Source organism: Archangium sp., from assembly GCF_057119385.1.
In genome coordinates this window covers 56,185-81,808 of the sequence record NZ_DBNGVP010000183.1, presented here as the reverse complement: position 1 = coordinate 81,808, position 25,624 = coordinate 56,185, and the positions used below count along the sequence as shown (strand labels likewise).

1 protein-coding gene is annotated in these 25,624 nt (G+C 72.1%); it reads right to left on the bottom strand.

Annotated features, from left to right (window positions below; all coding sequences use genetic code 11):
• Window positions 1-67: 67 nt before the first annotated feature.
• Entirely contained in the window at window positions 68-25,624 is a 25,557-nt protein-coding gene (locus tag AC16DP_RS42950) for a non-ribosomal peptide synthase/polyketide synthase (protein WP_329730414.1), read from the bottom strand.

The following is a 25,624-nucleotide window of genomic DNA, read 5'->3' as shown; positions in this document are numbered from 1 at the left end:
ATTGACCCGTGACTATTTCCCCTCTCCCGAGGGGAGAGGGGATATGTGCTCACTTCTCCTGAAGGGATCAGCTTGCTTGCTGGAGGGTTCCTCCGGTGACGGCCCGCTTCAGCAGATCTCTCAGCCTCGCGGCCAGGTGCTCCACGTGCGGCATCGCGATGAGGCTGAAGTGATCGCCCGGTACCTCGTGCACCTCCACGCCTCCCCGCGCCAGTGCACCCCAGCCCAGGTCCTTCTCCTGGCCCTCGGGCCCCTCGGCCGCCCTCAGCAGCACCAGTGAGCCTCCGTATGGCTTCGGTTCGTACGTGCGCGAGGCGCTCCGGTTGCGCGCGTACATCCTCCACAACGCTCGCACCTCCTCGGCCGCCGCCTCCTCCACCCCCGGATGGGCTCTCCCCTCCAACACCGACTTCAGCTCCTCCGCGTCCACCTGCTCGAGCACTTCCGCCGCCCTCGGGTGCAGCCCCAACAGCCGAGACAGGTGATCGGCGAACTCGAACACCGTCTGCTCCACCTGTGTCTCCGTGTCCGTCTCCGGCCCGGTTGCTTCTTCACTGCCCCTCGCGTCGATGACGGCCAGCAGCGCCACTCGCTCGCCTCGCGCTTCCAGTTGTCTCGCCATCTCGTACGCCACGCGACCACCCATGGACCAGCCTCCCAACAGGTACGGGCCCTCGGGCTGCACCTCGCGCACCGCTTCCAGGTAGCGCGCGGCCATCTTTTCCACCGTCTCTCCCGACCCGCTCGCGGGCACCTGCAGCCCGTAGAAGGGTTGCTCCGCGTCCAGCCTCCTCGCCAGCTCCAGGTACCCCAGCACGCTGCCTCCCACCGGGTGCACGCAGAAGAAGGGTCTCCCGCTCCCCCCCTTCCTCAGCGTCACCAGCGGCGAGTCCGATGTGCTCCCCGCCTCGATGCGCGCCGCCAGCTTCTCCAGCGTGGGCGCCTCGAACAGATCGATGACCGCCAGCTGGGCCCCGAACAGTGTTCCCACTCGCGCCACCACCTGCGTCGCCAGCAGCGAGTGGCCGCCCAGCTCGAAGAAGTCGTCGTGCACGCCCACTCGTGGCACTCCGAGCAGCTCCCTCCACAGCTCCGCCAGCCGCTGCTCCGTTCCGGTGCGCGGCGCCACGTACTTCTCCTGCGCCTTGCTCTTCGACGGCGCCGGCAGCGCCTTCCGATCCACCTTTCCGTTCGACGTCAGCGGCAGCGCCTCCAGCACCACGAAGGCCGCGGGCACCATGTAGTCCGGCAGCCGCTCCTCCAGGTACTGCCGCAGCCCTCGCTCCTCCAGCGTGCTCCCCGGTCTCCCCACCGCGTACGCCACCAGCTGCTTGTGGCCTCCCGCCTCCTCGCGCGCCACCACCACGCACTCGCTCACGCCGGGATGCTGCCCCAGCGCCGCTTCCACCTCGCCCAGCTCCACCCGGTAGCCACGGATCTTCAACTGGTGATCCACCCGGCCCAGGAACTCGATGCGGCCTCCTTCCACCCACCGCACCCGGTCTCCCGTCCGGTACAGCCTCGCCCCCGGTACCCCACTGAAGCGGTCCGGTACGAAGCGCTCCGCCGTCAGGTCCGGCCGGCCCAGGTAGCCCCGGCCCACGCTCTCGCCGCCGATGTACAGCTCTCCCGGGACTCCCGGCGCCACCGGCTGCTCGTACCCGTCCAGCACGTACACCCGCACGTTCCCCAACGGCCGGCCCAGGGGCACCGACTGCGCCCCCGGCACCCGCGCCCCTCGCTCCACCCTCTGCGCGAGCACCCCCACCGTCGTCTCCGTCGGGCCGTAGTGGTTGTACACCTCGCACTCCGGCGCGAGCGCGTGCACCTTCTCCACCAGTGCCCACTCCGACTTGTCTCCGCCCAGCACCAGCCTCCGGCTCGGCAGCAGCGCCTGCGCGTCCTCTCCCGCCAGCAGCGCCTCCAGGTGCGTCGGGACCACCTTCAGTCCCTCCACCCCGTGCTTCCGTCCGTACTCCGCCATCCGCCCCGCATCCGAGGCCGTCTCCTTCTCCACCAGGTGCACCGTGCCTCCCGCGCATAGCGTGGGGAAGAGCGCCGTGTGCCCCAGGTCCGCCGCCAGCGTCGACACCGACGCGAAGCTCATTCCCCTCGGCAACTCCAGCCGGTTGCTGACTCCCGCCACGTAGCAGGCCAGCTGCCCGTGCTCGATGCACACCCCCTTCGGCCTCCCCGTGCTCCCCGACGTGTAGATGACGTACGCCGCGTTGCCCGGTGATGCACCGCTCTCCGGCGCCTCCTCCGGCTGCGACTCCAGCAGCCCGTCCTCCGCGTCCAGGCTCACCACGAAACCACCCTGCGAGGGCAGCTCCTCCGCCAGCGGCTCCTCCGTGACGATCACCTGCACCCGCGCGTCCTTGAGCACGTGCAGCACCCGCTCCGGGAAGCGCGCCGAGGACGGATCCACCGGCACGTACGCCCCGCCCGCCTTCAGGATGCCCAGCAGGCCCACCAGCGCGTGCGCCTTCCGCTCCACGAACAGGCCCACCCGCGTCTCCGGCGCCACTCCCAGCGCCTTCAGCCAGTGCGCCAGCTGGTTCGCCCGCCGCTCCAGCTCCGCGTAGGTCAGCTGTCCGTCCGCGGCCACCACCGCCACCGCCTCGGGCGTCCTCGCCGCCTGCTCGGAGATGAGCTCGTGGATGCACCGCCGCTCGTACGGCGCCGCGGTGTCGTTCCACTCCACCAACACCCGCCGCCGCTCGTCCTCCGTCAGCAGGGGCAGCTCGGACAGCTGCTGCCGTCCCTCATGGGCGACCACGCCCTCCAGCAGCCGCTGGAAGTGCCTCGCCATGCGCTCCACCGTGGAGGCCTCGAAGAGGTCCGTGCTGTACATCCACGAGCACACCAGCCCCTCCGCCGTCGGATTCACCAGCACCGTCAGGTCCAGCTTGGACGCCACCGGCACCTGATCCTCGTGGCTCAGCTTCAACCCCGGCAGCTCGGGCGCCGACAGCGGCATGTTCTGCAGCACCAGCTTCACCTGGAAGAGCGGCGCGTGCACCGTGCTGCGCTCCGGATTGAGCGCGCGCACCACTTCCTCGAAGGGCACGTCCTGGTGCGAGTTCGCCTCCATCGACACCCGCTTCGCCTGCGCCAGCAGCTCGCGGAACGTGGGGTTGCCCTCCATCTTCAGCCTCAACACCAGCTGGTTGATGAAGAAGCCGATCAGCGGCTCCGTCTCCACGTGGTTGCGGTTGGCCACGTCCGTGCCCACCACCACGTCCGTCTGCCCGCTGTAGCGGTGCAGCATCGACTGGAAGCCCGCCATCAACACCATGAAGAGCGTGGACCGCTCGCGCAGCGCCAGCGCCTCCAGCTTCCGCGTCAGCTCCGCGTCCAGCGTCGACAGCAGCGTGCCGCCCCGGTACGTGCGCACCGCGGGCCTCGGCCGGTCCGCCGGGAGCTCCAGCACCGCCGGTGCCCCCTCCAGCTGCTTCCGCCAGTAGCTCAGCTGGGCCTCCAGCGCCTCGCCCTGGAGCCACTGCCTCTGCCACGCCGCGTAGTCCGCGTACTGCACCGGCAGGTCCGGGAGTCTCGCGGTCCGCTTCTCCTGGTGCGCCGTGTACTGCTCCACCACCTCGCGCACCAGCACTCCCAGCGACCAGCCATCCGAGACGATGTGGTGCATCGTCAGCAGCAGCAGGTGCACCTCGTCCTCGAGCCACAGCAGCGTGGCGCGCATCAGCGGACCCTTGGACAAGTCGAAGGGCCGCTGTGCCTCCACTTCCTTCAGCCGCCGCGTCTCCTGCTCGCGCGTCCCGGGCGGCAGCTCCCGCAGGTCCACCCGGGCCAGCGTCATCTCCACCGCGGGGATGACCCTCTGCGCGGGACCCTGTGGCCCCTCCTCGATGACCGTCCGGAGCGACTCGTGCCGGCGCACCAGCTCCTGGAAGGCGTGCTCCATCGCCCGCATGTCCAGGTTGCCCTCGAACCGCAGGAAGATGGGGATGTTGAACGTGGCGAGCCCGGGCTCGAGCTGCTCCAGGAACCACAGCCGCTGCTGCGCGAACGACAGCGGCATGTGCTCCTGCCGGGTCACCGGGCGCAGGGGCGGGGCCTGGAGTTTCTGGCCCACACCCGCGGCCTCGTCCACTCGCCGGGCCTGGTCCTCCAGCGTCCGGGCCTCGAAGAGCGCCTGCAGGGGCAGCTCCACCTGGAAGGCGCCTCGGATGCGCGACAGCAGCCGCGTGGCCAGCAGCGAGTGGCCTCCCAGCGCGAAGAAGTCGTCCCGCACGCCCACCTGCTCCAGGCCGAGCAGCTCACGCCAGAGGCCCGCGAGCTTGCTCTCCGTGTCCGTGCGCGGGGCGATGAGGGACTCGTCCGCGCGAGGTGCCTCGGGGGCCGGCAGTGCCCGGCGATCCACCTTGCCGTTGCGCGTGAGGGGCAGGGTGTCCAGGACGACGAACGCCGCGGGCACCATGTACTCGGGCAGGCTGTCGCGGAGGAACGTGCGCAGGGCCGCCGTCTCCACGGACTCTCCCGGGCGCGCGGTGACGTATGCCACCAGCCCCGCGCCGCCCGCGAGGTCCTCGCGCGCCACCACCACCGCCTCGCGCACCGCCGGGTGACGGGCGAGCACGCTCTCCACCTCTCCGGGCTCGATGCGCAGGCCGCGCACCTTCACCTGGAAGTCGATGCGTCCGAGGAACTGCAACTGGCCGTCCCTCGACCAGCGGACCTTGTCTCCGGTGCGATACAGGCGCGCACCCGGCTCGGTGCTGAACGGGTTCGGCACGAAGCGCTCGGCGGTGAGCGCGGGCCGGCCCAGGTAGCCGAGCGCCAGTTGCACGCCTCCGATGTACAGATCTCCCGGCACTCCGATGGGCACCGGCCTCAGCGCGGCGTCCAGCACGTACACCCGGGTGTTGGCCACCGGCTTGCCGATGGGCAGCGTGCCGCCGGGCTCCTCGCCCGAGATGGCCGCCCACGTGGCGTCGATGGTGGTCTCGGTGGGACCGTAGAGGTTCACCAGACGGACCTCGGGCAGCACCGCGCGCAGGCGCTCGGCCAGCTCCGAGGGCAGCGCTTCACCGCCGCAGAAGAGCCAGCGCAGGTCCCTGGCCTGGGTCAGCGCGGGCTCGTCCAGCATGAAGCGCAGCAGCGAGGGCACCACCTGGAGGACGTGGATGCGCTGGCGCACCACGCACTCCACCAGGGCCGCCGGGTCACGGTGGGCCTCGGGCGGGGCGAGTACCAGCGGCGCGCCCACCAGCAGCGGCGCCCAGCACTCCCAGACGGAGGCGTCGAAGCTCAGCGGTGTCTTCTGGAGCACCCGCTCTCCGGCGCCCAGCCCGAACGTGGAGAGCAGCCACGCCATGTGGTTGGCCAGCGCCCCGTGGGAGATGAGCGCTCCCTTGGGCTGGCCCGTGCTCCCCGAGGTGTAGAGGACGTAGGCGGGGTACCCGGCGGTGACGCTGGAGGCCGGCAGCGGAGGCGCCTGGGAGATGGTCTCCCAGCCCGTGTCGAGGACCACGAGGTGGCCCGCGAAGGACGGCACGGTGGCGCGCAGGTGCTCCCGGGTGAGGAGCACGGGCGCGGCCGTGTCTTCCAGCATGAAGGCCAGGCGCTCGCGCGGCGCGGAGGGGTCCAACGGGACGTAGGCCGCTCCCGCTTCCAGGATGCCCAGCAGGCCCACCATCAGCTCCAGCGAGCGCTCCATGCACAGCGCCACCCGGTCTCCCGGCTTCACGCCGAGGGCTCGCAAGTGGTGCGAGAGCTGGCGCGCCCGGCGCTCCAGCTCCGCGTAGGTGAGCTGCTGGTCCTCGAACACCACCGCCACCGCATCTGGCGTGCGCGCGGCCTGGGCCTCGAACAGCTCGTGCACTCGGGCTTCACGGGGGAAGTCCGCGTCGGTGGCGTTCCACTCCACCAGCACCTGGCGCCGCTCCGCCTCGGACATGAGCGACAGCTCGGACAGCCGCCGCTCGGGATGCGCCACCGCGTCCTCCAGCAGCAGGCGCAGGTGCTCCATCATCCGCGCCGCCGTGGAGGCCTCGAACAGATCACTCCGGTACTCGAGCTCGCCGCTCAGCCCCTGGGGCGATTCGGTGAAGGAGAGCGAGAGGTCGAACCGGGCGGTGCCACTGTCCAGCGGCAGCGGGTGGACGCGCATGCCGGGCACGCTCAGCTCCGCCGTGGGCGTGTTGAGCAGACCCAGTGCCACCTGGAAGAACGGCGTGCGTCCGAGCTGCTGCCGCGGAGGCTGCAACACCTCGACGAGCTTCTCGAAGGGCACGTCCTGGTGCGCGTACGCCCCGAGCGTCACGTCCTTCACCCGGCCGAGCAGCTCGCGGAAGGAGGGATTCCCCTCCAGGCGGGTCCGCAGCACCAGCGTGTTGACGAAGAAGCCGATGAGCTCCTCCGTCTGGGCCTGGGTGCGTCCGGCGATGGGCGCGCCCACGCAGATGTCGTCCTGTCCCGAGTAGCGGGACAGCACCGTCTGCAGGCCCGCGAGCAGGCCCATGAACAGCGTGGCGCCCTCGCGCTGGCACAGCGCCTTCAGGCCGTGCATCAAGCTCGGGGGCAGCTCCACCTTCAGCGAGGCGCCGGGGTTGCGCGCGTCCGCGGTGCGCGGCCTGTCGGTGGGCAGCTCCAGCGAGGGCGGCGCCCCCTCGAGCTGCTTCTTCCAGTAGCCGAGCTGCTGCTCCAGCACCTCACCCTGGAGCCAGTCGCGCTGCCACGCCGCGTAATCCACGTACTGGATGGGCAGCTCGGGCAGCGGTGAGGACCTTCCCGCGGAGAACGCCGCGTAGAGGGTGACGACCTCGCGGATCAGCACGGCGAGGGACCAGCCGTCCGAGACGATGTGGTGCATCGTCACCAGCAGAAGGTGCTCCCCAGCCGTGAGCCGCAGCAGCTTCGTGCGCAGCAGGGGACCCCGGGCGAGGTCGAACGGCTGGCGCGCGTCCTCGTGCGCCCGGCGCAGGGCCTCCGCCTCGCGCTCCGCGGGCGGCAGGTGCCCCAGGTCCGTCACCTCCAGGGCCCAGGCCGCGGCGGGCGCGATGACCTGGAAGGGCCTGTCCTCGCGGACCCGGAAGGTGGTGCGGAGCGACTGGTGCCGGCGGATCAGCTCGGTGAAGGCACGCTCCAGCGCGGCGGCGTTGAGCTCGCCCTCCAGCCGCAGCGCGGCCGGCATGTTGTAGACCGCGCTCCCCGGCTGGTACTGGTCCAGGAACCACAGCCGCTGCTGGGCGAACGACAGCTCCGCCTCGACCGCGCGCGGGACGATCATCGGGGCGGACACCCGGCGGGTATTGGCCGAGGCCTGGGCCTCGACGCGACGGGCGAGTGCCTCCACGGTGGGAGCCTCGAACAGCGCGCGCAGCGGCAACTCCACGCCGAGCGCCGAGCGCAGACGGGAGACGATCTGCGTGGCCAGCAGCGAGTGGCCGCCGAGGCTGAAGAAGTTGTCGGTGACGCTCAGGCGCGGCAGGCCCAGGACACTGGCGAAGGTGTCCGCGAGCGTCTGCTCCACCGCGGTCCGAGGCGCGACGAAGGGCGCTGCACCGCGCAGGCTGTCCGCGTCGGGGGCGGGCAGCAGGCGGCGGGCCAGCTTGCCACTGGGCGTCAGAGGCAGGGCCTCCAGTCGCACCAGGGCCGAGGGCACCATGTACTCGGGCAGCTTGCGGGCCAGGGTCTGGCGCAGGGCCTCGGGCTCCCAGGCGGTGCCCGCGTGGAGCACCACGTAGCCCACCAGCCGCTTGTCACCCGGAGTGTCCTCGCGCACCAGGGCCGCCGCGTCACGGACGCCAGCCACCTCACGCAGGGCGGCTTCCACCTCGCCCTGCTCGATGCGGAAGCCACGCACCTTCACCTGGCCATCCAGACGGCCCAGGTACTCCACGGTGCCGTCGGCCCTCCAGCGCGCACGGTCTCCCGTGCGGTAGAGGCGGGCTCCCGGCTCGCTGGAGAACGGATTGGGGACGAATTTGTCGGCCGTGAGCTGGGGACGGGCGTGGTAGCCGAGCGCCAGTTGCACGCCGCCGATGAAGAGCTCCCCGCGCACCCCCACGGGACAGGGCTGTCCCTGTGCATCCAGCACGTAGAGCGGGGTGTGAGGCAGCGGCGAGCCGATGGGCGGCAGGCGAGGCCACGAGGCGGGAGGGCCGAGCAACCGGTGGGCGCTCACCACGTGGGTTTCCGAGGGACCGTACTGGTTCTCCAGCACGCACCCGGGCAGCCGCTCGAAGAGGGCCACGAGGGCGGGCGTCACCTGGAGTTGCTCACCGGCCGTCACCACCTCGCGCAGACTGGCGGGCAGGGGCGCGCCATGGGCCACGGCGTCGGCGAGGGCTTGCAGCGCGACGAAGGGCAGGAAGAGCCGCTGCACGCCATGGCGCACCAGGTACGCGAGCAGCGCGGGCATGTCCTGGCGAACCGGGGCGGTGGGGACGACGAGCGTGCCGCCGGCACACCAGGTGGAGAAGAGCTCCTGGAAGGAGACGTCGAAGCTCAGCGAGGCGAACTGGAGGGTGGTGGCCGCCGGGTGGACGGACTGGCGCAGCTGCCACTCCAGCAGGTTGCTCAACGCGCGGTGCGGCAGGGCCACGCCCTTGGGCTTGCCGGTGCTGCCCGAGGTGTAGATGACGTAGCAGGAGGACTCGGGCGACAGCGGGTGGGCCGGAGCATGCGCCGGTTGGCGGGAGAGCGCCTCGGCTTCCGTGTCCACGCACATCCATCCGGCCTGTGCGCCCGTGGAGAGCGAGGAGGCCAGCGAGGACTGTGTGAGCACCAGGGAGACACCCGCGTCCTCGAGCATGAAGGCCAGACGCTCGGAGGGGTAGCCTGGGTCGAGCGGCACATAGGCGGCGCCGGCCTTGAGGACGGCGAGCACGGCCACCACCATCTCCAGCGAGCGCTCCACGCACAGCGCCACCCTGTCTCCAGGGCGTACGCCTCTCGCGTGCATGGCATGGGCGAGCTGGTTGGCGCGGCGCTCCAACTGCGCGTAGGTGAGCTGACTGCTCTCGAACACCACCGCCACGGCGTCCGGCGTGCGCGCGGCCTGGGCCTCGAACAACTCGTGCACGCAGGCGGGGCGTGAAGGTGCCGCCATGGGGGTGTTCCACTCCACCAGGACCTGACGCCGCTCGGCCTCGGACATGAGCGACAGCTCGGACAGGCGCCGCTCGGGATGGGCGACCGCGTCCTCCAGCAGCAGGCGCAGGTGCTCCATCATCCGCGCCGCCGTGGAGGCCTCGAACAGGTCGCTCCGGTACTCCAGTGCACCCTCCACGCCCTGCTCCGACTGGCGCAGCGTCAGCGTGAAGTCGAACTTGGCGGTGCGCGTGTCCAGATCCAGCAGCCGGAGGTCGAGCCCGGGCACGCTCAGCTCCGCCGAGGGCGTGTTGAGCAGCACCAGCGCCACCTGGAAGAAGGGCGTGTGCTCCGGTTGCCGCGGAGGCTGCAACACCTCGACGAGCTTCTCGAAGGGGACGTCCTGGTGCGCGTACGCCCCGAGCGTCACGTCCTTCACCCGGCCGAGCAGCTCGCGGAACGTGGGGTTCCCCTCGAGGCGGGTGCGCATCACCAGCGTGTTGACGAAGAAGCCGACGAGCTCCTCCGTCTGGGTCTGCGTGCGCCCGGCGATGGGCGCGCCCACGCAGATGTCGTCCTGTCCCGAGTAGCGGGACAGCACCGTCTGCAGGCCCGCGAGCAGGCCCATGAACAGCGTGGCTCCCTCGTGCTGGCACAGCGCGCCGAGCTTCTGGATCAGCTCCGGCGGCAGCTCCACCTTCAGCGAGGCGCCGGGATTGCTCGTGTCCGTGGTGCGAGGCCTGTCGGTGGGCAGCTCCAGCGAGGGCGGCGCCCCCTCGAGCTGCTTCCTCCAGTAGCCGAGCTGCTGCTCCAGCACCTCACCCTGGAGCCACTCGCGCTGCCACAGGGCGTAATCCACGTACTGGATGGACAGCTCGGGCAGGGGCGCGGGCCTTCCGGTGACGGAGGCCTCGTACAGCGCCACCATGTCGCGGATCAGCACGGCGATGGACCAGCCATCCGAGATGGTGTGGTGCAGCACGAGGGTCAACAGGTGCTCCCGCTCCGCCAGGCGCATCAGCCTCGTGCGCAGCAGGGGGCCCCGCGCGAGGTCGAACGGCTGGCGCGCGTCCTCTTGCGCCAGGCGCATGGCCTCGGGTTCCCGCTCCGGTCGTGGCAGGTGCCCCAGGTCCGTCACGTCCAGCGTCCGGTGCGAGGCGGGGGCGATGACCTGGACCGGCTTGCCCTCGCGAACCTGGAAGGTGGTGCGGAGCACCTCGTGGCGGCGGACCAGCTCACTGAATGCGCGCTCCAGGGCGCCCACGTCGAGCACGCCCTCCAGCCGCAGGGCGGCCGGCATGTTGTAGAGCGCGGTGCCCGGCTGGTACTGGTCCAGGAACCACAGCCGCTGCTGCGCGAAGGACAGCTCCCCTTCGCTCAGCCCCGTGCGTGGCACCACCACCGCCGCGCGCGCCTCGTTCCCGCCAGTCTGGGTCTGGGCCTCGACGCGGCGGGCGAGGGCCTCCACGGTGGGGGCCTCGAACAGCGCGCGCAGCGGCAACTCCACGCCCAGGGACGAGCGCAGACGGGAGACGATCTGCGTGGCCAGCAGCGAGTGGCCACCCATGCTGAAGAAGTTGTCGGTGACGCTCAGGCGCGGCAGGCCCAGGACGCTGGCGAAGGTGTCCGCGAGCGTCTGCTCCACCGGAGTGCGAGGCGCGACGAAGGGCGCGGCACCGCGCAGGCTGTCCGCGTCGGGAGCGGGGAGCTGGGCGCGGTTCAGCTTGCCACTGGGGTTGAGCGGCAGGGCGTCCAGCCGCACCAGAGCCGAGGGCACCATGTACTCGGGCAGCCGGTTGGCCAGGGCCTGGCGCAGGGCCTCGGGCTCCCAGGCGATGCCCGCGTGGAGCACCACGTAGCCCACCAGCCGCTTGTCACCCGGAGCGTCCTCGCGCACCTGGGCCGTGGCGTCGCGGACGCCCGGGGCCTCGCGCAGGGCGGCTTCCACTTCACCCATCTCGATGCGGAAGCCCCGCACCTTCACCTGGCCATCCAGCCGGCCCAGGTACTCCAGGGTGCCGTCGGCCCTCCAGCGGACGTGATCGCCGGTGCGGTAGAGGCGCGCTCCGGGCTCGCTGGAGAACGGGTTGGGGACGAACCGGTCGGCGGTGACGTGGGGGCGATCGTGGTAGCCGAGCGCCAGCTGCGGGCCGCCCACGAACACGTCTCCGCGCACGCCGATGGGACAGAGCTGGCCGTGCGCATCCAGCACGTAGAGCGGCGTGTTGGGCAGGGGCGAGCCCACCGGCGGCAGACGCGGCCACGAGGTGGGAGGGCCGCGCAGCCGGTGGGCCGTCACCACGTGGGCTTCCGAGGGGCCGTACTGGTTCTCCAGCGCGCACCCGGGCAGCCGCTCGAAGAGGGAGATGAGGGCGGGCGTCACCTGGAGCTGCTCACCGGCCGTCACCAGCTCGCGCAGGCTCGTGGGGAGGGGCGCACCGTGGGCCACGGCGTCGGCGAGGGCCTGCAGCACGACGAAGGGCACGAAGAGCCGCTGCACGCCATGGCGCACCAGCAACGCGAGCAGCGCGGGCATGTCCCGGCGAACCGCGGCGGTGGGGACGACGAGCGTGCCGCCGGTGGCCCAGGTGGTGAAGAACTCCTGGATGGAGACGTCGAAGCTGAGCGAGGAGAACTGGAGGGTGGTGGTGCCTGGGAGGTTGGACTGGCGCAGCTGCCACACCAGCATGTTGCTCAACGCCCGGTGCGGCATGACGATGCCCTTGGGCGTGCCCGTGCTCCCCGAGGTGTAGATGATGTAGGCGGGGTGCCCCGGAGTGACGCCGGAGTCCAGGGGCTCGGAAGACACCTGGGCGAAGGCCCGCCAGGAGGCGTCGAGCTCCAGCACGTGGCCCGAGAAGGGGGGCAGCGTGGCGCGCAGGTGCTCCTGGGTGAGGAGCACGGTCGCGCCGGTGTCCTCGAACATGAAGGTCAGCCGCTCCGCGGGGTAGGCGGGATCCATCGGCACGTAGGAGGCGCCCGCCTTGAGGACGGCGAGCACCGCCACGATCATCTCGAGCGAGCGTTCCAGGCAGATGGCCACCCAGACACCCGGGCGAACGCCCCGCTCGTGCAGGACATGGGCGAGCTGGTTGGCGCGCTGCTCCAACTGGGCGTAGGTGAGCTGGCTGTCCTCGAAGATGACCGCCACCGCGTCCGGGGTGCGCGGGACCTGGGCCTCGAACAGCTCCTGCATGCAGAAGGGGCGGACGGGCTCCGGCGTGGTGGTGTTCCACTCCACCATCAGCTGGCGCCGCTCCGCCTCGGACAGGAGCGAGAGCTGGGAGATGCGCCGCTCGGGGTGGGCCACCGCGTCCTCCAGCAGCAGGCGCAGGTGCTCCATCATCCGCGCCGCCGTGGAGGCCTCGAACAGGTCGCTCCGGTACTCCAGCGTGGTGCTCAGGCCCCGCGGCGTCTCGGTGATGACCAGCGTGAAGTCGAACTTGGCGGTGCCCGAGTCCACCTCCAGCGGCCGGAAGGTGAGCCCGGGCCCCGTCAGCTCCGCCGAGGGCGTGTTGAGCAGCACCAGCGCCACCTGGAAGAAGGGCGTGTGCTCCGGCAGCCGCGGAGGCTGCAACACCTCCACGAGCTTCTCGAAGGGCACGTCCTGGTTCGCGTACGCCCCGAGCGTCACCTCCCTCGCCTGCCTCAACAGCTCGAGGAAGGTCGGGTCCCCGTGCAGCTGGCCCCGCAGCACCAGCGTGTTGACGAAGAAGCCGATGAGCGCCTCCGTCTGGGGCTGGTTGCGCCCGGCGATGGGCGCGCCCACGCAGATGTCCTCCTGGGCCGTGTAGCGCGCCAGCAGCACCTGCAGGCCCGCCAGCAGGCCCATGAACAGCGTGCCCTTCTCACGGCGGCACAGCGCCCTCAGGCCCTGTGTCAGCTCCAGCGGCAGCTCCACCCGCAGCGAGGCGCCGGGATTGCTCGTGTTCGCGGTGCGCGGCCAGTCCGTGGACAGCTCCAGCGCGGGAGGGACTCCCTCGAGCTGCTTCCTCCAGTACTCCAACTGCCGCGTGAGGACCTGTCCCCGCATCCACTCGCGCTGCCACACCGCGTAGTCCGCGTACTGGATGGGCAGCTCGGGCAGCGGCGAGGGCCTTCCCGAAGCGAACGCCGCGTAGAGCGTGACGACCTCGCGGATCAGCACGCCGACGGACCAGGAGTCCGAGACGATGTGGTGCATCGTCACCAGCAGCAGGTGCTCCTCCGCCGTCAGCCGCAGCAGCCTCGCGCGCAGCAGCGGTCCGTGGCCCAGGTCGAAGGGCCGGGCGGCCTCCTCGCGCGCCAGGCGAATCGCCTCCGCTTCCCGCTCCGGCTCCGGCAGATGCCCCAGGGCCTCCACCTCCAGCGCCCAGGGCATGTCGGGCGAGATGACCTGCACCGGCTCGCCTTCATGGGCCCGGAAGGTCGTGTGCAGGGCCTCATGGCGGCGCATCACATCGGCGAAGGCCCGCCCCAGGGCCGCCACGTCGAGCGTGCCCTTCAGCCGCATCGCGGCCGGCATGTTGTAGAGCGCGCTGCCCGGCTGGTACTGGTCCAGAAACCACAGCCGCTGCTGCGCGTACGACAGGGGCAGCAGCTCGCTCCGGGGTACGCGGGTGATGGCGCCTTCCCGGACCGTGGGCTCCTGGGGGCGGACCGGGACGGAGGTGTTCTGGGTGGGCTCCACCGGGGCCGGACGGCGCCGGGCCGTGGGCGTGAGAACCTCCACCTCGCCGTCCGCGCGGTAGCGGGCGGGCGTGCCGGTGCCATACAGGCGGGCCTCCGTGCCATCGGGCGAGGCACGGAGCCGGGTCCGGGTCAGCTCGGGCGACTTCCAGAAGCCCAGGGGCGCCGCGTCTCCCCCGAGGAACAGCTCGCCCACCACGCCCACCGGGGCGCGGCGTCCCGTGGCGTCCAGCACGAACCGCGAGGTCCGGGGCGCTGTGTCCCTCGTATCGGGCAACAGGGACACGGGGGCCACCACGCGCGCGGAGGCCACCCGCTTCAGCGAATCGGCCACGTCCGCCGGGAGCCCATCGGCTTCATCGAGCACCAGCGTGCGCACCGGGCCGAGCACCTGGGCCGCATCCGGCATCCTCGCGAGCGACCGCGCGAGCGCGGCGGTGCAGCGCAGGTGGGCCGGAGGGCTGGCGCGCAGCGTCTCCGTCAACACCTGGAGGCCATCCGCCTCCACGAGCACCGGAGCGGTGGGCGCGGGGGCCTGTCCCTCCTGGCTCCGGCGGCGCAGCACGTCCAGGTGCCGCAGGCCCTCCATGGCGGCCTCATGGCCCAGGCCGAAGTCGATGAGGCACGCCACCTCGTCCACGTCCGCCTGGCGCAGCTGCTCCACGCGGGCCGCGAGCGTCTCGGGCGTTCCGAACATGCCGCCCGCCTCCAGGTACCGGGAGACGCCCTGCTGCAGCAGGACCTCCATGTCCTGGGGCGTGAGGTCGCGCACGTCGAAGCCCAGGCCCTGATTCGCCACCAGCCCGTTGAACAGCTCCACCGAGCTGCGGAAGTAGCGGGTGAGCGGCTCGCGCGCCTGGCGCTTCACGTCCTCCTGGCTGCCCGCCACGAAGGTGTGGAGCATCAGCACCACGTGGCCCCGGCCGTGCCCCGCCTTGCGCCGCGCCTCGCGGTAGAGGGCGATCTTCTTCGCCAGCTCCTCGAAGTCCTGTCCCAGCCCCAGCACGTTGGTGAGCAGGCCCGTGCCCAGCTCGCCCGCCAGCCGGAAGGTCTCCGGGTTGAAGGCGGCGGTGATCCAGATGGGCAGCTCCTCCTGCACCGGCCGGGGTCGGATGGAGATCTCCACCTCGTTCCCGGCGCCGTTCTCGCGGCGCACGGAGCCGCCGCGCCACAGGGTGCGCACCTCCTCCACCCCGCGCCGGATGGCCTCGGGGCGCTGATGGAAGTTCTGGGGCGCGAAGACGAAGTCGTTCGCGTTCCAGCCCGTCGCGAAGGACACGCCCGCACGGCCATCGGAGAGGTTGTCGATGACGGACCACTCCTCGGCCACGCGGATGGGATCATGCAGCGGGAGCACCACGCTGCCCGCGCGCAGGGAGACGCGCTCGGTGACCATGGCCAGCGCCGCGCTCGTGGCGGTGGGGCTGGGGTAGGGGCCGCCGAAGGCATGGAAGTGCCGCTCGGGCGTCCACACCGCGCTGAAGCCGTGCGTGTCGGCGAACTTCGCTCCGTCGATGAGCAGCTGGTACTTCTTCCGGCCCGAGGCCTCCGCGTCGTTGGCGAAGTAGAAGAGGCTGAAGTCCAGCGGCCGGGCCGTGGTCCGCTCCGGGCGGAGCGCCACGAGCCGCGCCGTGGGCTGCACCGGGAACACCACCTGGAGCCCGCGAGCGAGTGCCCAGAGCAGCTCCACGCCCGCCGGATCCACGGAGGCGTCCGAGGCGCTCAGCCACGTCTCACCCGGGCGCGTGTCCACGCGTGCATCCAGCGCGGCGAAGCGGTGGAGCAGGTTGCGGTGGCTCCACATCAGGCGCGGACGTCCACCGTCCTCCGTCTCCCGCACGAGGCAGGCCAGGCTGTCAGCGGCCACGGACGGCGGGGTGGATCCGGCCGGCGGCTCACCGGAGAGCGAGAGACGGATGACCCGGCCCTCGTCCACGCCCGGAGGCAGCGGCAGCGAAGCGCTGGTGATGAGCAGGGGCGGGGTGCCGTCCAGCCCGAGCGAGGACAGCTCTTCGGCGTGCTCCCGCGAGACGAGCGCATGGGCACCACCGGAGGCCAGCACGCCCCACAGGGCCACCGCGCGCTCGGGAGAAGGCTCCAGGTACACGGCCACGGGGACACCCGGGCCCACGCCGCGGGCACGCAGTCCGGACGCGAGCGCGTACGCATGGGCACGCAGGGCCCGCCACGTCAGGCGCTGCTCTCCACGGCGGAGCGCCACCGCATCCGGCGTGCGCTCGGCCTGGGTGGACAGCAGGGCGGGGAGAGAGAGGGTCTCGGAGGCTCCGGCCAGCGGGGCTCCCGTCCGCTCCGGCGCTGCCTCCAGGGACAGCTGGGACAGGGGCTTGTTGGGCGAGGCCACCGCATCCGTGAGCAACGCCTCCAACTGCGCGAGCAGCCGGACGATGGTGGCGGCGTCGAACAGATCGACGGCGTACTCCAGCGTGCCGGAGAAGCCGCTCGCGTCCTCGCGCATCAGCAGCGTGAGGTCCGCGAGTGACGTGCCGTACTGCGCGGGCAGTCCGGTGACGTCGAAGTAGCTCAACCGCAGACCCGGGAACTCCAGGATGGGCGCGGACACGTCCTGCGTGTGCAGCAGGAAGATGGCGTCGAACAGGCGCGACAGCCGAGTCTCCTCACCGGGCTCGAGCTCGCCCAGGAGCTGCTCGTAGGGCACGTCCGGGTGGGCGAAGGCGGTGAGCGTGGTGTCGCGGACGCGGAGCGCCAGCGAGCGGAAGCTCGGGTCTCCCTCCAGGGAGGTGCTCAGGGCCAGGGCGTGCGCCACGTAGCCGATCTGCGGCTCCAGCTCGGGGCGGGTCCGGTTGCCGATGGAGGTGCCCACGAGGATGTCCTCCTGACCCGAGCAGCGGGCCAGGAGCGCCTTGAAGCCGGCGAGCAGCGTCATGTACGGCGTGAGGCCCTCGCGCTGGCTGAAGGCCTGGAGCGCGGTGCCGAGCGCCTGGGGGAATGCGAACGAGTGCCGGGCACCGCGGCGGCGCGCACCCTCGGCGCGGGGACGATCCAGCGGGAGGGGCAGGGGACCCGGTCGCCGCGCGAGCTGCTTGCGCCAGTACGCCTGTTGCGCCGAGAGCGTGCCGTCGGAGAGGGCGCGGCGCTGCCAGACGGTGAAGTCGATGTACTGGATGGGCAGCTCGGGCAGGGGCACGGGCCGCCCGTGGACGAAGCCGGTGTAGAAGGCCACCGCCTCCCGGATGAAGTTCACCAGGGACAGCGTGTCCGCCACGATGTGGTGGATGGTGACGAGCAGGATGGACTCGGCCTCGGCCATCCGGAGCAGCTGCACGCGGACCAGCGGACCCCGGTCGAGCGGGAAGGGCTCGGCGGGCGCGAGACGGGCCAGCCGCATCGCCTCGGCCTCGCGGTCCCCGGCGAAGCCGCGCAGATCCACCACGGGCAGGGAGATGCGCACCTCGGAGAGGATGCGAGGCACGGCCCGGCCGTCCACCTGGGTGAAGACGGTGCGCAGCGACTCGTGCCGGCGGATGACCTCGTTGAGGCCGCGCTCCAGGAGGTCGGGCCGCAGCGCGCCGGAGATCCGGATCGCGAGCGGCTCGTTGAAGATGGAGCTACCCGGCTCGCGCAGCTCCATCTCCCAGACGCGCTCCTGCACGTAGGACAGGGGGCTCTCCCCGGTACGCGGGACGGGGAGCATCGCCGCCGCGGGGGCCTCGCCGGACGGCAGCTCCACCTGGAGCCGGGCCTCGATGCGCGCGGCCAGGCCCGCGATGGTGGGCGCCTCGAAGAGATCGCTCAGGGGGATCTGCACCCGGAACGTCTCGCGCAGCCGCGTGAGGAGCTGCGCCGCCATCAGCGAGTTGCCACCGAGGTCGAGGAAGCTGTCGTCCGGACCGATGTCCTCCACGCCCAGCCGCTCGCGCCACAGCTCCGTCAGGCGCTGCTGGATGTCACCCTGGGGCGCACGCGCTTCGGGCGTCACGGGAGTCACGGGCGCCGGCACGGTGGCCACGGCAGCGGGCGCGGGAACGGGCGCGGCGGCCGGGAGCGGCAGGGGAAGGACGGGCCGCTCCTCCAGGGTGATCCGCTTCTCCTCGAAGGGATAACCGGGCAGCGGGATGCGGCGGCGGTGCTCGTGGGCGTGGAAGCCCTTCCAGTCCACGGCCGCGCCCGCGCGCCAGAGCGCTCCGAGGGACTCGAGCAGGGTCTGGGCATCGGACGTGGAGGTGCCACTCCGGCGGAGCGAGGGCACCACCAGCGCCTCACGCACGTTCCGCAGGCGCGGTTTGACGAGCGCGGTGAGGGCCTGATCCGGGCCGGCCTCGATGAACCAGCCGCAGCCGGCGTCCACCAGTGCGTCCAGTCCGGAGGCGAAGCGCACGGGCTCGCGCATCTGCCGGGCCCAGTAGCGCGGGGAGGTGGCCTCCTCGGGGCGGATCCACGTGCCGGTGAGGCTGGACACGAAGGGAATGGCGGGCGCGTTCAACGTGAGTCCGGCCACGGCCCGCTCCAGCTCGGCCATGACGGGCTCCACCGCGCGCGAGTGGAACGCGTGCGCCGCGGCGAGCCGCATCACGCCCACGCGGCGCGCGGACAGCTGGCGCTCCAGGGACTCCAGTGCCTCGGTGGGGCCGGACACGGTGCAGCGATCCGGGCCGTTGAGGGCGGCGAGCTCCAGCTCACTGGAGAGCAGCGGCGCCACCTCCGAGGCGGAGAGCCCCACCCCGAGCATGCCGCCGGGCGGGAGCCGGGACATGAGCTCGCCGCGAACGACGGCCAGCCGGAGCGCGTCCTCCAGGGAGAGCACCCCGGACAGACACGCCGCCGTGTACTCACCGAAGCTGTGGCCGAGCAGCGCGGAGGGCTTGAAGCCGAAGCCCATCCACAGCCGCGCGAGCGCGTACTCCACCGACAGGATCGCGGGCAGCGCGAAGCGGGGCTCGGCGAGACGCGCCTCCGCCCGGGCCTCGGTGCCGGGCTCGGGGATGAGCACCGGGCGCAGGTCCTCGGACAGGCCCGCTCTGGGCAGCAGCGCCAGGCAGGCGTCCAGCTCACGCCGGAAGAGAGGCTCGGTCGCGTACAGCTCCTGGGCCATCCGGACGGACTGCGCGCCCTGGCCAGGGAAGAGGAAGGCCACCCGGCGGGAGCGAGCGGCCTCCAGGTCACGCACCTCGGACGGAGTGCCCGGATGGCGCAGCGCACGCAGCAGGCCCGCGGCGTCCTCCGCGACCAGCGCACGGCGGAACTCGAAGGCCTTGCGGCCCACGTTGCGCGTGAAGGCCAGGTCCGCCAGCTCCACCTCCGGGTGGGTCGCGACGAAGCCGGCCAGCGCGTGCGTCATGGCCTCCAGCGCGGAGGCGCTCCGGGCGGACAGCGTGATGAGCTGCCGGGTGCGGTGGCTGCCCTGTCCGCCGCCGCCGTGGCGGGGGGCTTCCTCCAGCACCACGTGGGCGTTGGTGCCGCCGATGCCGAACGAGCTGACACCGGCCCTCCTCGGGCCCTCTCCGCGCTCCCAGGTGCGCGGGGCGGTGTTCACGAAGAAGGGGCTGTGCTCGAAGTCGATCTCCGGGTTGGGCCGCTCGAAGTGGAGGCTCGGGGGCAGCTCGCCATGGTGCAGCGCGAGGGCGGCCTTGATGAGGCCGGCGATGCCCGCGGCGGTGTCCAGGTGCCCGATGTTGGTCTTCACCGAGCCGATGGCGCAGTAGCCCGTGCGGTCCGTCTGGGCGCGGAAGGCGCGGGTGAGCGCGGCGATCTCGATCGGATCTCCCAGCGAGGTGCCGGTGCCGTGGGCCTCCAGGTAGCCGATGCTGGAGGCATCCACGCCCGCCGAGGCCAGGGTGCGGGCGATGACCTCGCTCTGTCCCTGGACGCTGGGCGCGGTGTAGCTGACCTTGGCGGACGCGTCGTTGTTGAGGGCCGAGCCCTTGATGACGGCGTAGACGTGGTCCCCATCACGGAGGGCGTCCGAGAGCCGCTTGAGCACCACCACACCCAGGCCGTTGCCGAGCACGGTGCCACGGGCGCTCGCGTCGAACGCGCGGCAGTGGCCATCGGGAGAGAGGATCATCCCCTCCTGGAAGAGGTAGCCGGTGCGCTGCGGCAGCGAGACCTTCACCGCGCCAGCGAGCGCCAGGTCCGACTGGCGGGTGCGCAGGCTCTGGCAGGCCAGGTGGACGGCGACCAGGCCGGTGGAGCAGGCGGTATAGACGTTGAGGCACTCCCCCGAGAGCCCGAGCTTGTAGGCCGTCTTGGTGGCCACGTTCTCGCCACTGGTGGTGCCGAGCGCCTCGAACAACGAGGCCGGGTCCTTGCGCGTCTGGCCGAGCAGGGAGAGCAGGTGCACGCTCGAGGTTCCCGCTCCGGCATGGAGCGAGATGGGCCCCTGGAAGCGCTCCGGGTCGTAGCCGGCGTCTTCCAGCGCATGCCACGCGCACTGGAGGAAGAGCCGCTGCTGCGGATCCATCCACTGCGCCTCTCGCGGAGACAGCTCGAAGAAGCGGGCATCGAACCCGTCCGCGCCCTCGAGCACTCCGCCCGCGGGGACGAAGTCCGGATGATCGCGCAGCGAGTCGGGGAACAGCGGCGAGGGCTCCAGCTCCTCGGGAGCGAAGCGCGAGATGGACTCCACGCCCTGGCGCAGGTTCTCCCAGAAGGCGTGGACATCGTTCGCACCGGGGAAGCGTCCGGCCATGCCGATGAGCGCGATGTCGTGGGAGCCGTCATCCCCGGAAGAGGCGGGGCGCGGCGCGGGCTCGGGGGCGCGGGCCGGGAGCTCCCGCTCCAGCCGAGCGGCCAGCTTGCTCACGGTGGGGTGCTCGAAGAGGTGGGTGACCGGGAGGGTCTGGCCCAGCTCGTCGCGCAACTGCGTGCTCGCCTTCACCACCAGCAGCGAGCTGCCGCCCAGGTCCTCGAAGAAGTGGTCGTGCAGCCCCACCCGAGGCACCTCGAGCACGCGGGCCCAGACCGCGGCGATGCGCCGCTCCAGCTCGGAGCGAGGCTCGGCGAAGGGCGCGTCCGGCGCTGGGCTCACCGCCTCGGGCGAGGGCAGCGCCTGGCGATCCACCTTGCCGCCCGGGGTGATGGGGAGCGCCTCCAGCCGCACGAAGGAGGAGGGCACCATCACCTCGGGGAGCTGCTCCTTGAGGAAGCGCCGCAGGGCCGCCGCCTCCAGCTCCTCACCGGCCACGACGTACGCCACCAGCCTCGACTCACCGGCGCCCTCGCGTGGGACGACGACCACCTGGCGCACGCCGGGGTACAGGCCCAGCGCGGCCTCCACCTCGCCGAGCTCCACCCGCACGCCACGCACCTTCACCTGCGCATCGCGCCGCCCGAGGAACTCCAGGCGTCCATCCGGCAGCAGGCGCACCAGGTCCCCCGTGCGGTACAGCCGCTCGCCCGCGAGGGTGGCGAAGGGGTTGGGCACGAAGCGCTCGGCGGTGAGCGCGGGACGGTTCAGGTAGCCACGAGCCACGCCCACGCCGCCCACGTACAGCTCGCCGGGGATGCCCACGGGGACGGGCTCCATCCGAGAGTCCAGCACGTACGTCTGGGCGCCCGGAATGGCGCGGCCGATGGACGGCTGGCGGGGATCCACGTCCAGCTCCATGGTCGCGCAGACGGTCGCTTCGGTGGGGCCGTAGAAGTTGAGGAAGCGGCGGCCGTTCTTCCAGCGCCGGGCCAGCTCCGGCGTGCACGCCTCGCCAACGGAGGCCACCACGGCCAGGGCGGGCAGGGTCTCGGGCTCCAGCGGAGCGAGCGAGGTGGGCGTGGCGGTGATGACGGTGATGGCCTTCTCCGCGAGCACCTGCTGCAGCGGAGGGCCGGGCAGCAGCGACTCGGGCGGGGCGAGCACCAGCTCCGCGCCGCGGAGCAGCGTGGAGAAGATCTCACTGACGGAGGCATCGAAGCCGATGGCCGCCATCTGGAGGAATCGGCTGCCCGGGCGCAGGCCGAGGGCCTCGTAGGTGGCGCGGGCGGTGTTGCACAGGCCGCGGTGCTCCAGCAGGGTGCCCTTGGGCGTACCGGTGGAGCCGGAGGTGAAGATGACGTAGGCGAGGTTCGAGGGCGTGACGGCCGGCGCGGGCGAGAGCGCCGTCTCCGGCTGGAGCGCCAGCGAGGCGCGCTCGGTGTCCAGGAGCACCAGCAGCTCGCCCTGGGAGCCCAGGGAATCCGCGAGCGCCTCCCGGCTGACGAGCACGGGCACGCGGGCCTCGCGGAGCATCAGCTCCAGACGGGCGGACGGGTAGCGGGTGTCGAGCGGCAGGAAGGCGCCACCGGCCTTGAGCACGCCGAGCATCGCCACCACGAGCTCCGGCGTGCGCTCCAGGTGGATGCCCACGAGCACGTCGGGCCCGACGCCGAGGGAGCGCAGGTGCCAGGCGAGCTGGTTCGCACGCGCCTCCAGCTCCCGGTAGGTGAGGGACGACTCTCCCAGGGAGACGGCGGTGGCGTCGGGGGTGAGCCGCGCCTGCTCCTCGAAGAGGCGGTGCGCACACTCCTCCCGGGTGGCGGGTGCGGTGCGGCTCCATTCCACGAGCGCGAGGTGCCGCTCCTCCTGGGAGAGCAGGGGCAGCTCGGAGACGCGGCGCTCGGGGGCCGCGGCGGCGCTCTCGAGTAGCAGGCACAGGTGTCCCAGCATGCGGGAGACGGTGCTCACGTCGAAGAGGTCGGTGGCGTACTCGCAGAGCAGCTCGAGGCCGTGGGCGGTGTCGGTGGCGGAGAGGGTGAGGTCGAGCTTGGTGGCGCCGGTGTCGCCCAGGGTGCTCTCCAGGGACAGGCCCGATCGGCCCAGGGACGTGGGCGCGGCATCCTGGAGCACCAGCTTCACCTGGAAGACGGGCGCATGGGCGAGGCTGCGCTCCGGGTTGAGGCCACGCACCAGCTCGTCGAAGGGCAGGTCCTGGTGGGCCCAGACGTCCAGGGTCTCCTGGTGGAGCCGGGCGAGCAGCTCGCGGAAGGTGGGCGAGCCGGCGAGGTTGCCGCGCACGGGGAGCTGGTTGACGAACAGGCCGATGAGCCCGGCGGTCTCGGGGCGGGCGCGCTGGGCGGTGTCCACGCCGACGACGAGGTCCTCCTGGCCGGTGTAGCGGTGCAGCAGGAGCTGGAAGCCGGCGAGCAGGGTGACGAAGGGGGTGGTGCCCTCGCGGCGTGCGAGTGCCTTCACGCGCTCCCAGGCCGCCGGAGCGAGCCGCCGGACCACCTGCGCGCCCTGGTAGGACTGGGCCCGGGGCCGGGCACGGTCACCGGGCAGCTCCAGGACGGCGGGAGCCCCGGCGAGGTGCGCCTTCCACCAGCCCATGAGGTCCTCGAGCCGCTCGCCCCGCAGCCATTCCCGCTGCCAGAGCGCGTAATCCGCGAACTGGATGGGCAGTGCGTCGAGCGCGGGCGTGTGCCCGGCGGAGAAGGCCCGGTGGAGCTCCTCCAGCTCGCGCACCAGGACGCGCATGGACCAGCCATCCGCGATGATGTGGTGCAGCGTGAGCAGCAGCACGTGCCGCTCGGCACCGAGGCGCAGCAGGGTGGCCCGGAGCAGGGGCCCTCGGGACAGCTCGAAGGGGCGTTGTGCCTCCTCGCGCGAGAGGCGCTGTGCCTCCTGCTCGCGCGTGCCCTCTGGCAGCCCGCTCAGGTCCACGAAGGCGAGCGGCAGTGCCTGCTCGTCCAGGATGTGCTGGTACGGCTCGCCGTCCTTCTCGAGGAACACCGTGCGGAGGGACTCGTGCCGCTGTACCAGTGCCTGGAGGCTCCGCTCCAGCGCGGGCACATCCAGGGCTCCGCTCAACCGGGAGACCACGGGGAGGTTGTAGAAGGCACTGCCCGGCTCGAGCCGGTCGAGGAACCACAACCGCTGCTGCGCGAAGGAGAGCGGGGGGGACGCGGTGCGGGGAGCGCGCGGAATCGCCGGACGCGCACCGGCCGCCGCCTTCCGGGCGGAGAGCTCGCGGGCCAGCGCCGAGGCGCTCACGCCGCTCAACAGCGTCTCCATGGGAAGCGGCACACCCAGGGCCTTCTCCAGCCCGTGCGCCAGCTCCACCGCGGCGAGCGAGTCCAGACCCAGCCGGGTGAGCGGCATGTCCGGATCCAACGACTCCGCGGGAGCACCCAGCCGCTCGGCGATCCGTGCCAGCACCAGGGCCTCCAGCTCACTGGAGGCGGCGCGAGGAGCGGGGGAGGGCGCGGACGGTGCCGGCGGGGTGGACTCCGAGGCGTGCCAGGCCTGGACCACGCGGAGCTCGCCCGCGAGGAAGGCGGTGCGGCAGGCCCGGCGCTGCACCTTGCCGCTGGATGTTTTTGGCAGACTGCCCGGCTCGATGAGCACCAGCGCATGGGGCCGCACCTCGTGCCCCTCGGCGAGCCGCTGCCGGATGGCGCCCAGGAGGTCCTCCGCGGTGCCGTCCAGCTTGCGCGGGTCCACCTCCTGCACCACCACGAGCCGCTCCTCGCCGTCGAGCTCGACGCCAAAGGCGGCACCACACCCGGGCCGGAGCGCCGGGTGGCTCTGCTCCACCGTGAGCTCCAGGTCCTGGGGATAGAGGTTGCGGCCGCGCAGGATGAGGAGATCCTTGCGCCGCCCGGTCACGTACAGCTCGCCCCCGTCGAGGAAGCCCAGGTCTCCGGTGCGGAGGAACGGCCCCTCGCCGCTGGCGGTGTGCGCGCGGAACGTGGCCACCGACTCCTCCGGCTGCTGCCAGTAGCCCCGGGCCACGCTGGGACCACTCACCCAGATCTCCCCGACCTCACCGGGCGGGAGCTGCCGGAGGGACTCGGGATCCACCACGGCGACGCGTTGCGCTCCCAGCGCTGCGCCGCAGCCCACCAGCGTGCGGACCTCGCTCCGCGTGCGAGGCTCCACCGCGAGACCCCGCTCGAGCGCGAGGGCCTCCACCTCACGCACGCGGGGCGGCTCGGACTTCGCGCCGCCCGAGACGATGAGGGTGGCCTCGGCCAGGCCGTAGCAGGAGTAGAACGCCTCGCGGCGGAACCCGTGGGGGGCGAAGGCCTCGGTGAACCGGTCCAGCGTGCTGGCGCGGATGGGCTCGGCGCCGCAGAACGCGACCTCCCAGCGGCTCAGGTCGAGCCCCTCGCGCTCCTCGGGAGCGATGCGGCGGACGCACAGCTCGAAGGCGAAGTTGGGCCCGCCGCTGATGGTGCCGCCGAAGCGGGTGAGGGCCTCCAGCCAGGCGCGAGGGCGCTTGAGGAAGGACAGCGGCGACATCAACGCGGTGTGGAAGCCCTGGGACAGCGGCACGAGGATGCCGCCGATGAGCCCCATGTCGTGGTAGGGCGGCAGCCAGATGACGCCGGTGCTGTCCTCGCGCGTCTGGAAGGCGCCGCGGATCAGCTCCAGGTTGTGCAGCAGGTGGGCGTGACTGAGCATCACGCCCTTGGGGGTGCCGGTGGAGCCCGAGGTGTACTGGAGGAAGGCGAGCGAGTCGCTCGTCACGTCCGGCCGCTTCCAGCCCGCCTCCGCCCCCGGGGCGAGCTCATCGGTGGCCACCCAGCGCAGGGCCCTGAGGTCCGGGGCGGCCTCGAAGAGGAGCTCCGCCATGGAGAGGACGAAGGAGGTGGTGAGCACCACCGTGGCGCGCGAGTCCTGGATGATGGCCCTCAGCCGGGGCAGGGTGCGCTCCAGGCGCGAGGGATCCGGCGGGTAGGCCGGGACCGCCACCAGGCCGGAGAAGAGACACCCGAAGAAGCCGGTGAGGTACTCGGCGCCCGGGGGATAGAGGAGCACGGCGCGCTCGCCCGCGGGCGCCAGCTCCTGGAGGACGGCGCCGATGCGCCGAGCGCGCGTGGACAGCTCCCCTCGCGTCAGCGGAACCCCCTCCGCGTCCCCTTCCTCCAGGAAGGTGTAGAGGCGCTGCTCCGAACGGGTGGCACTTCGCTCTTCGAGGAGTTCGATGAGGGAACGTGGCTGGGGCAT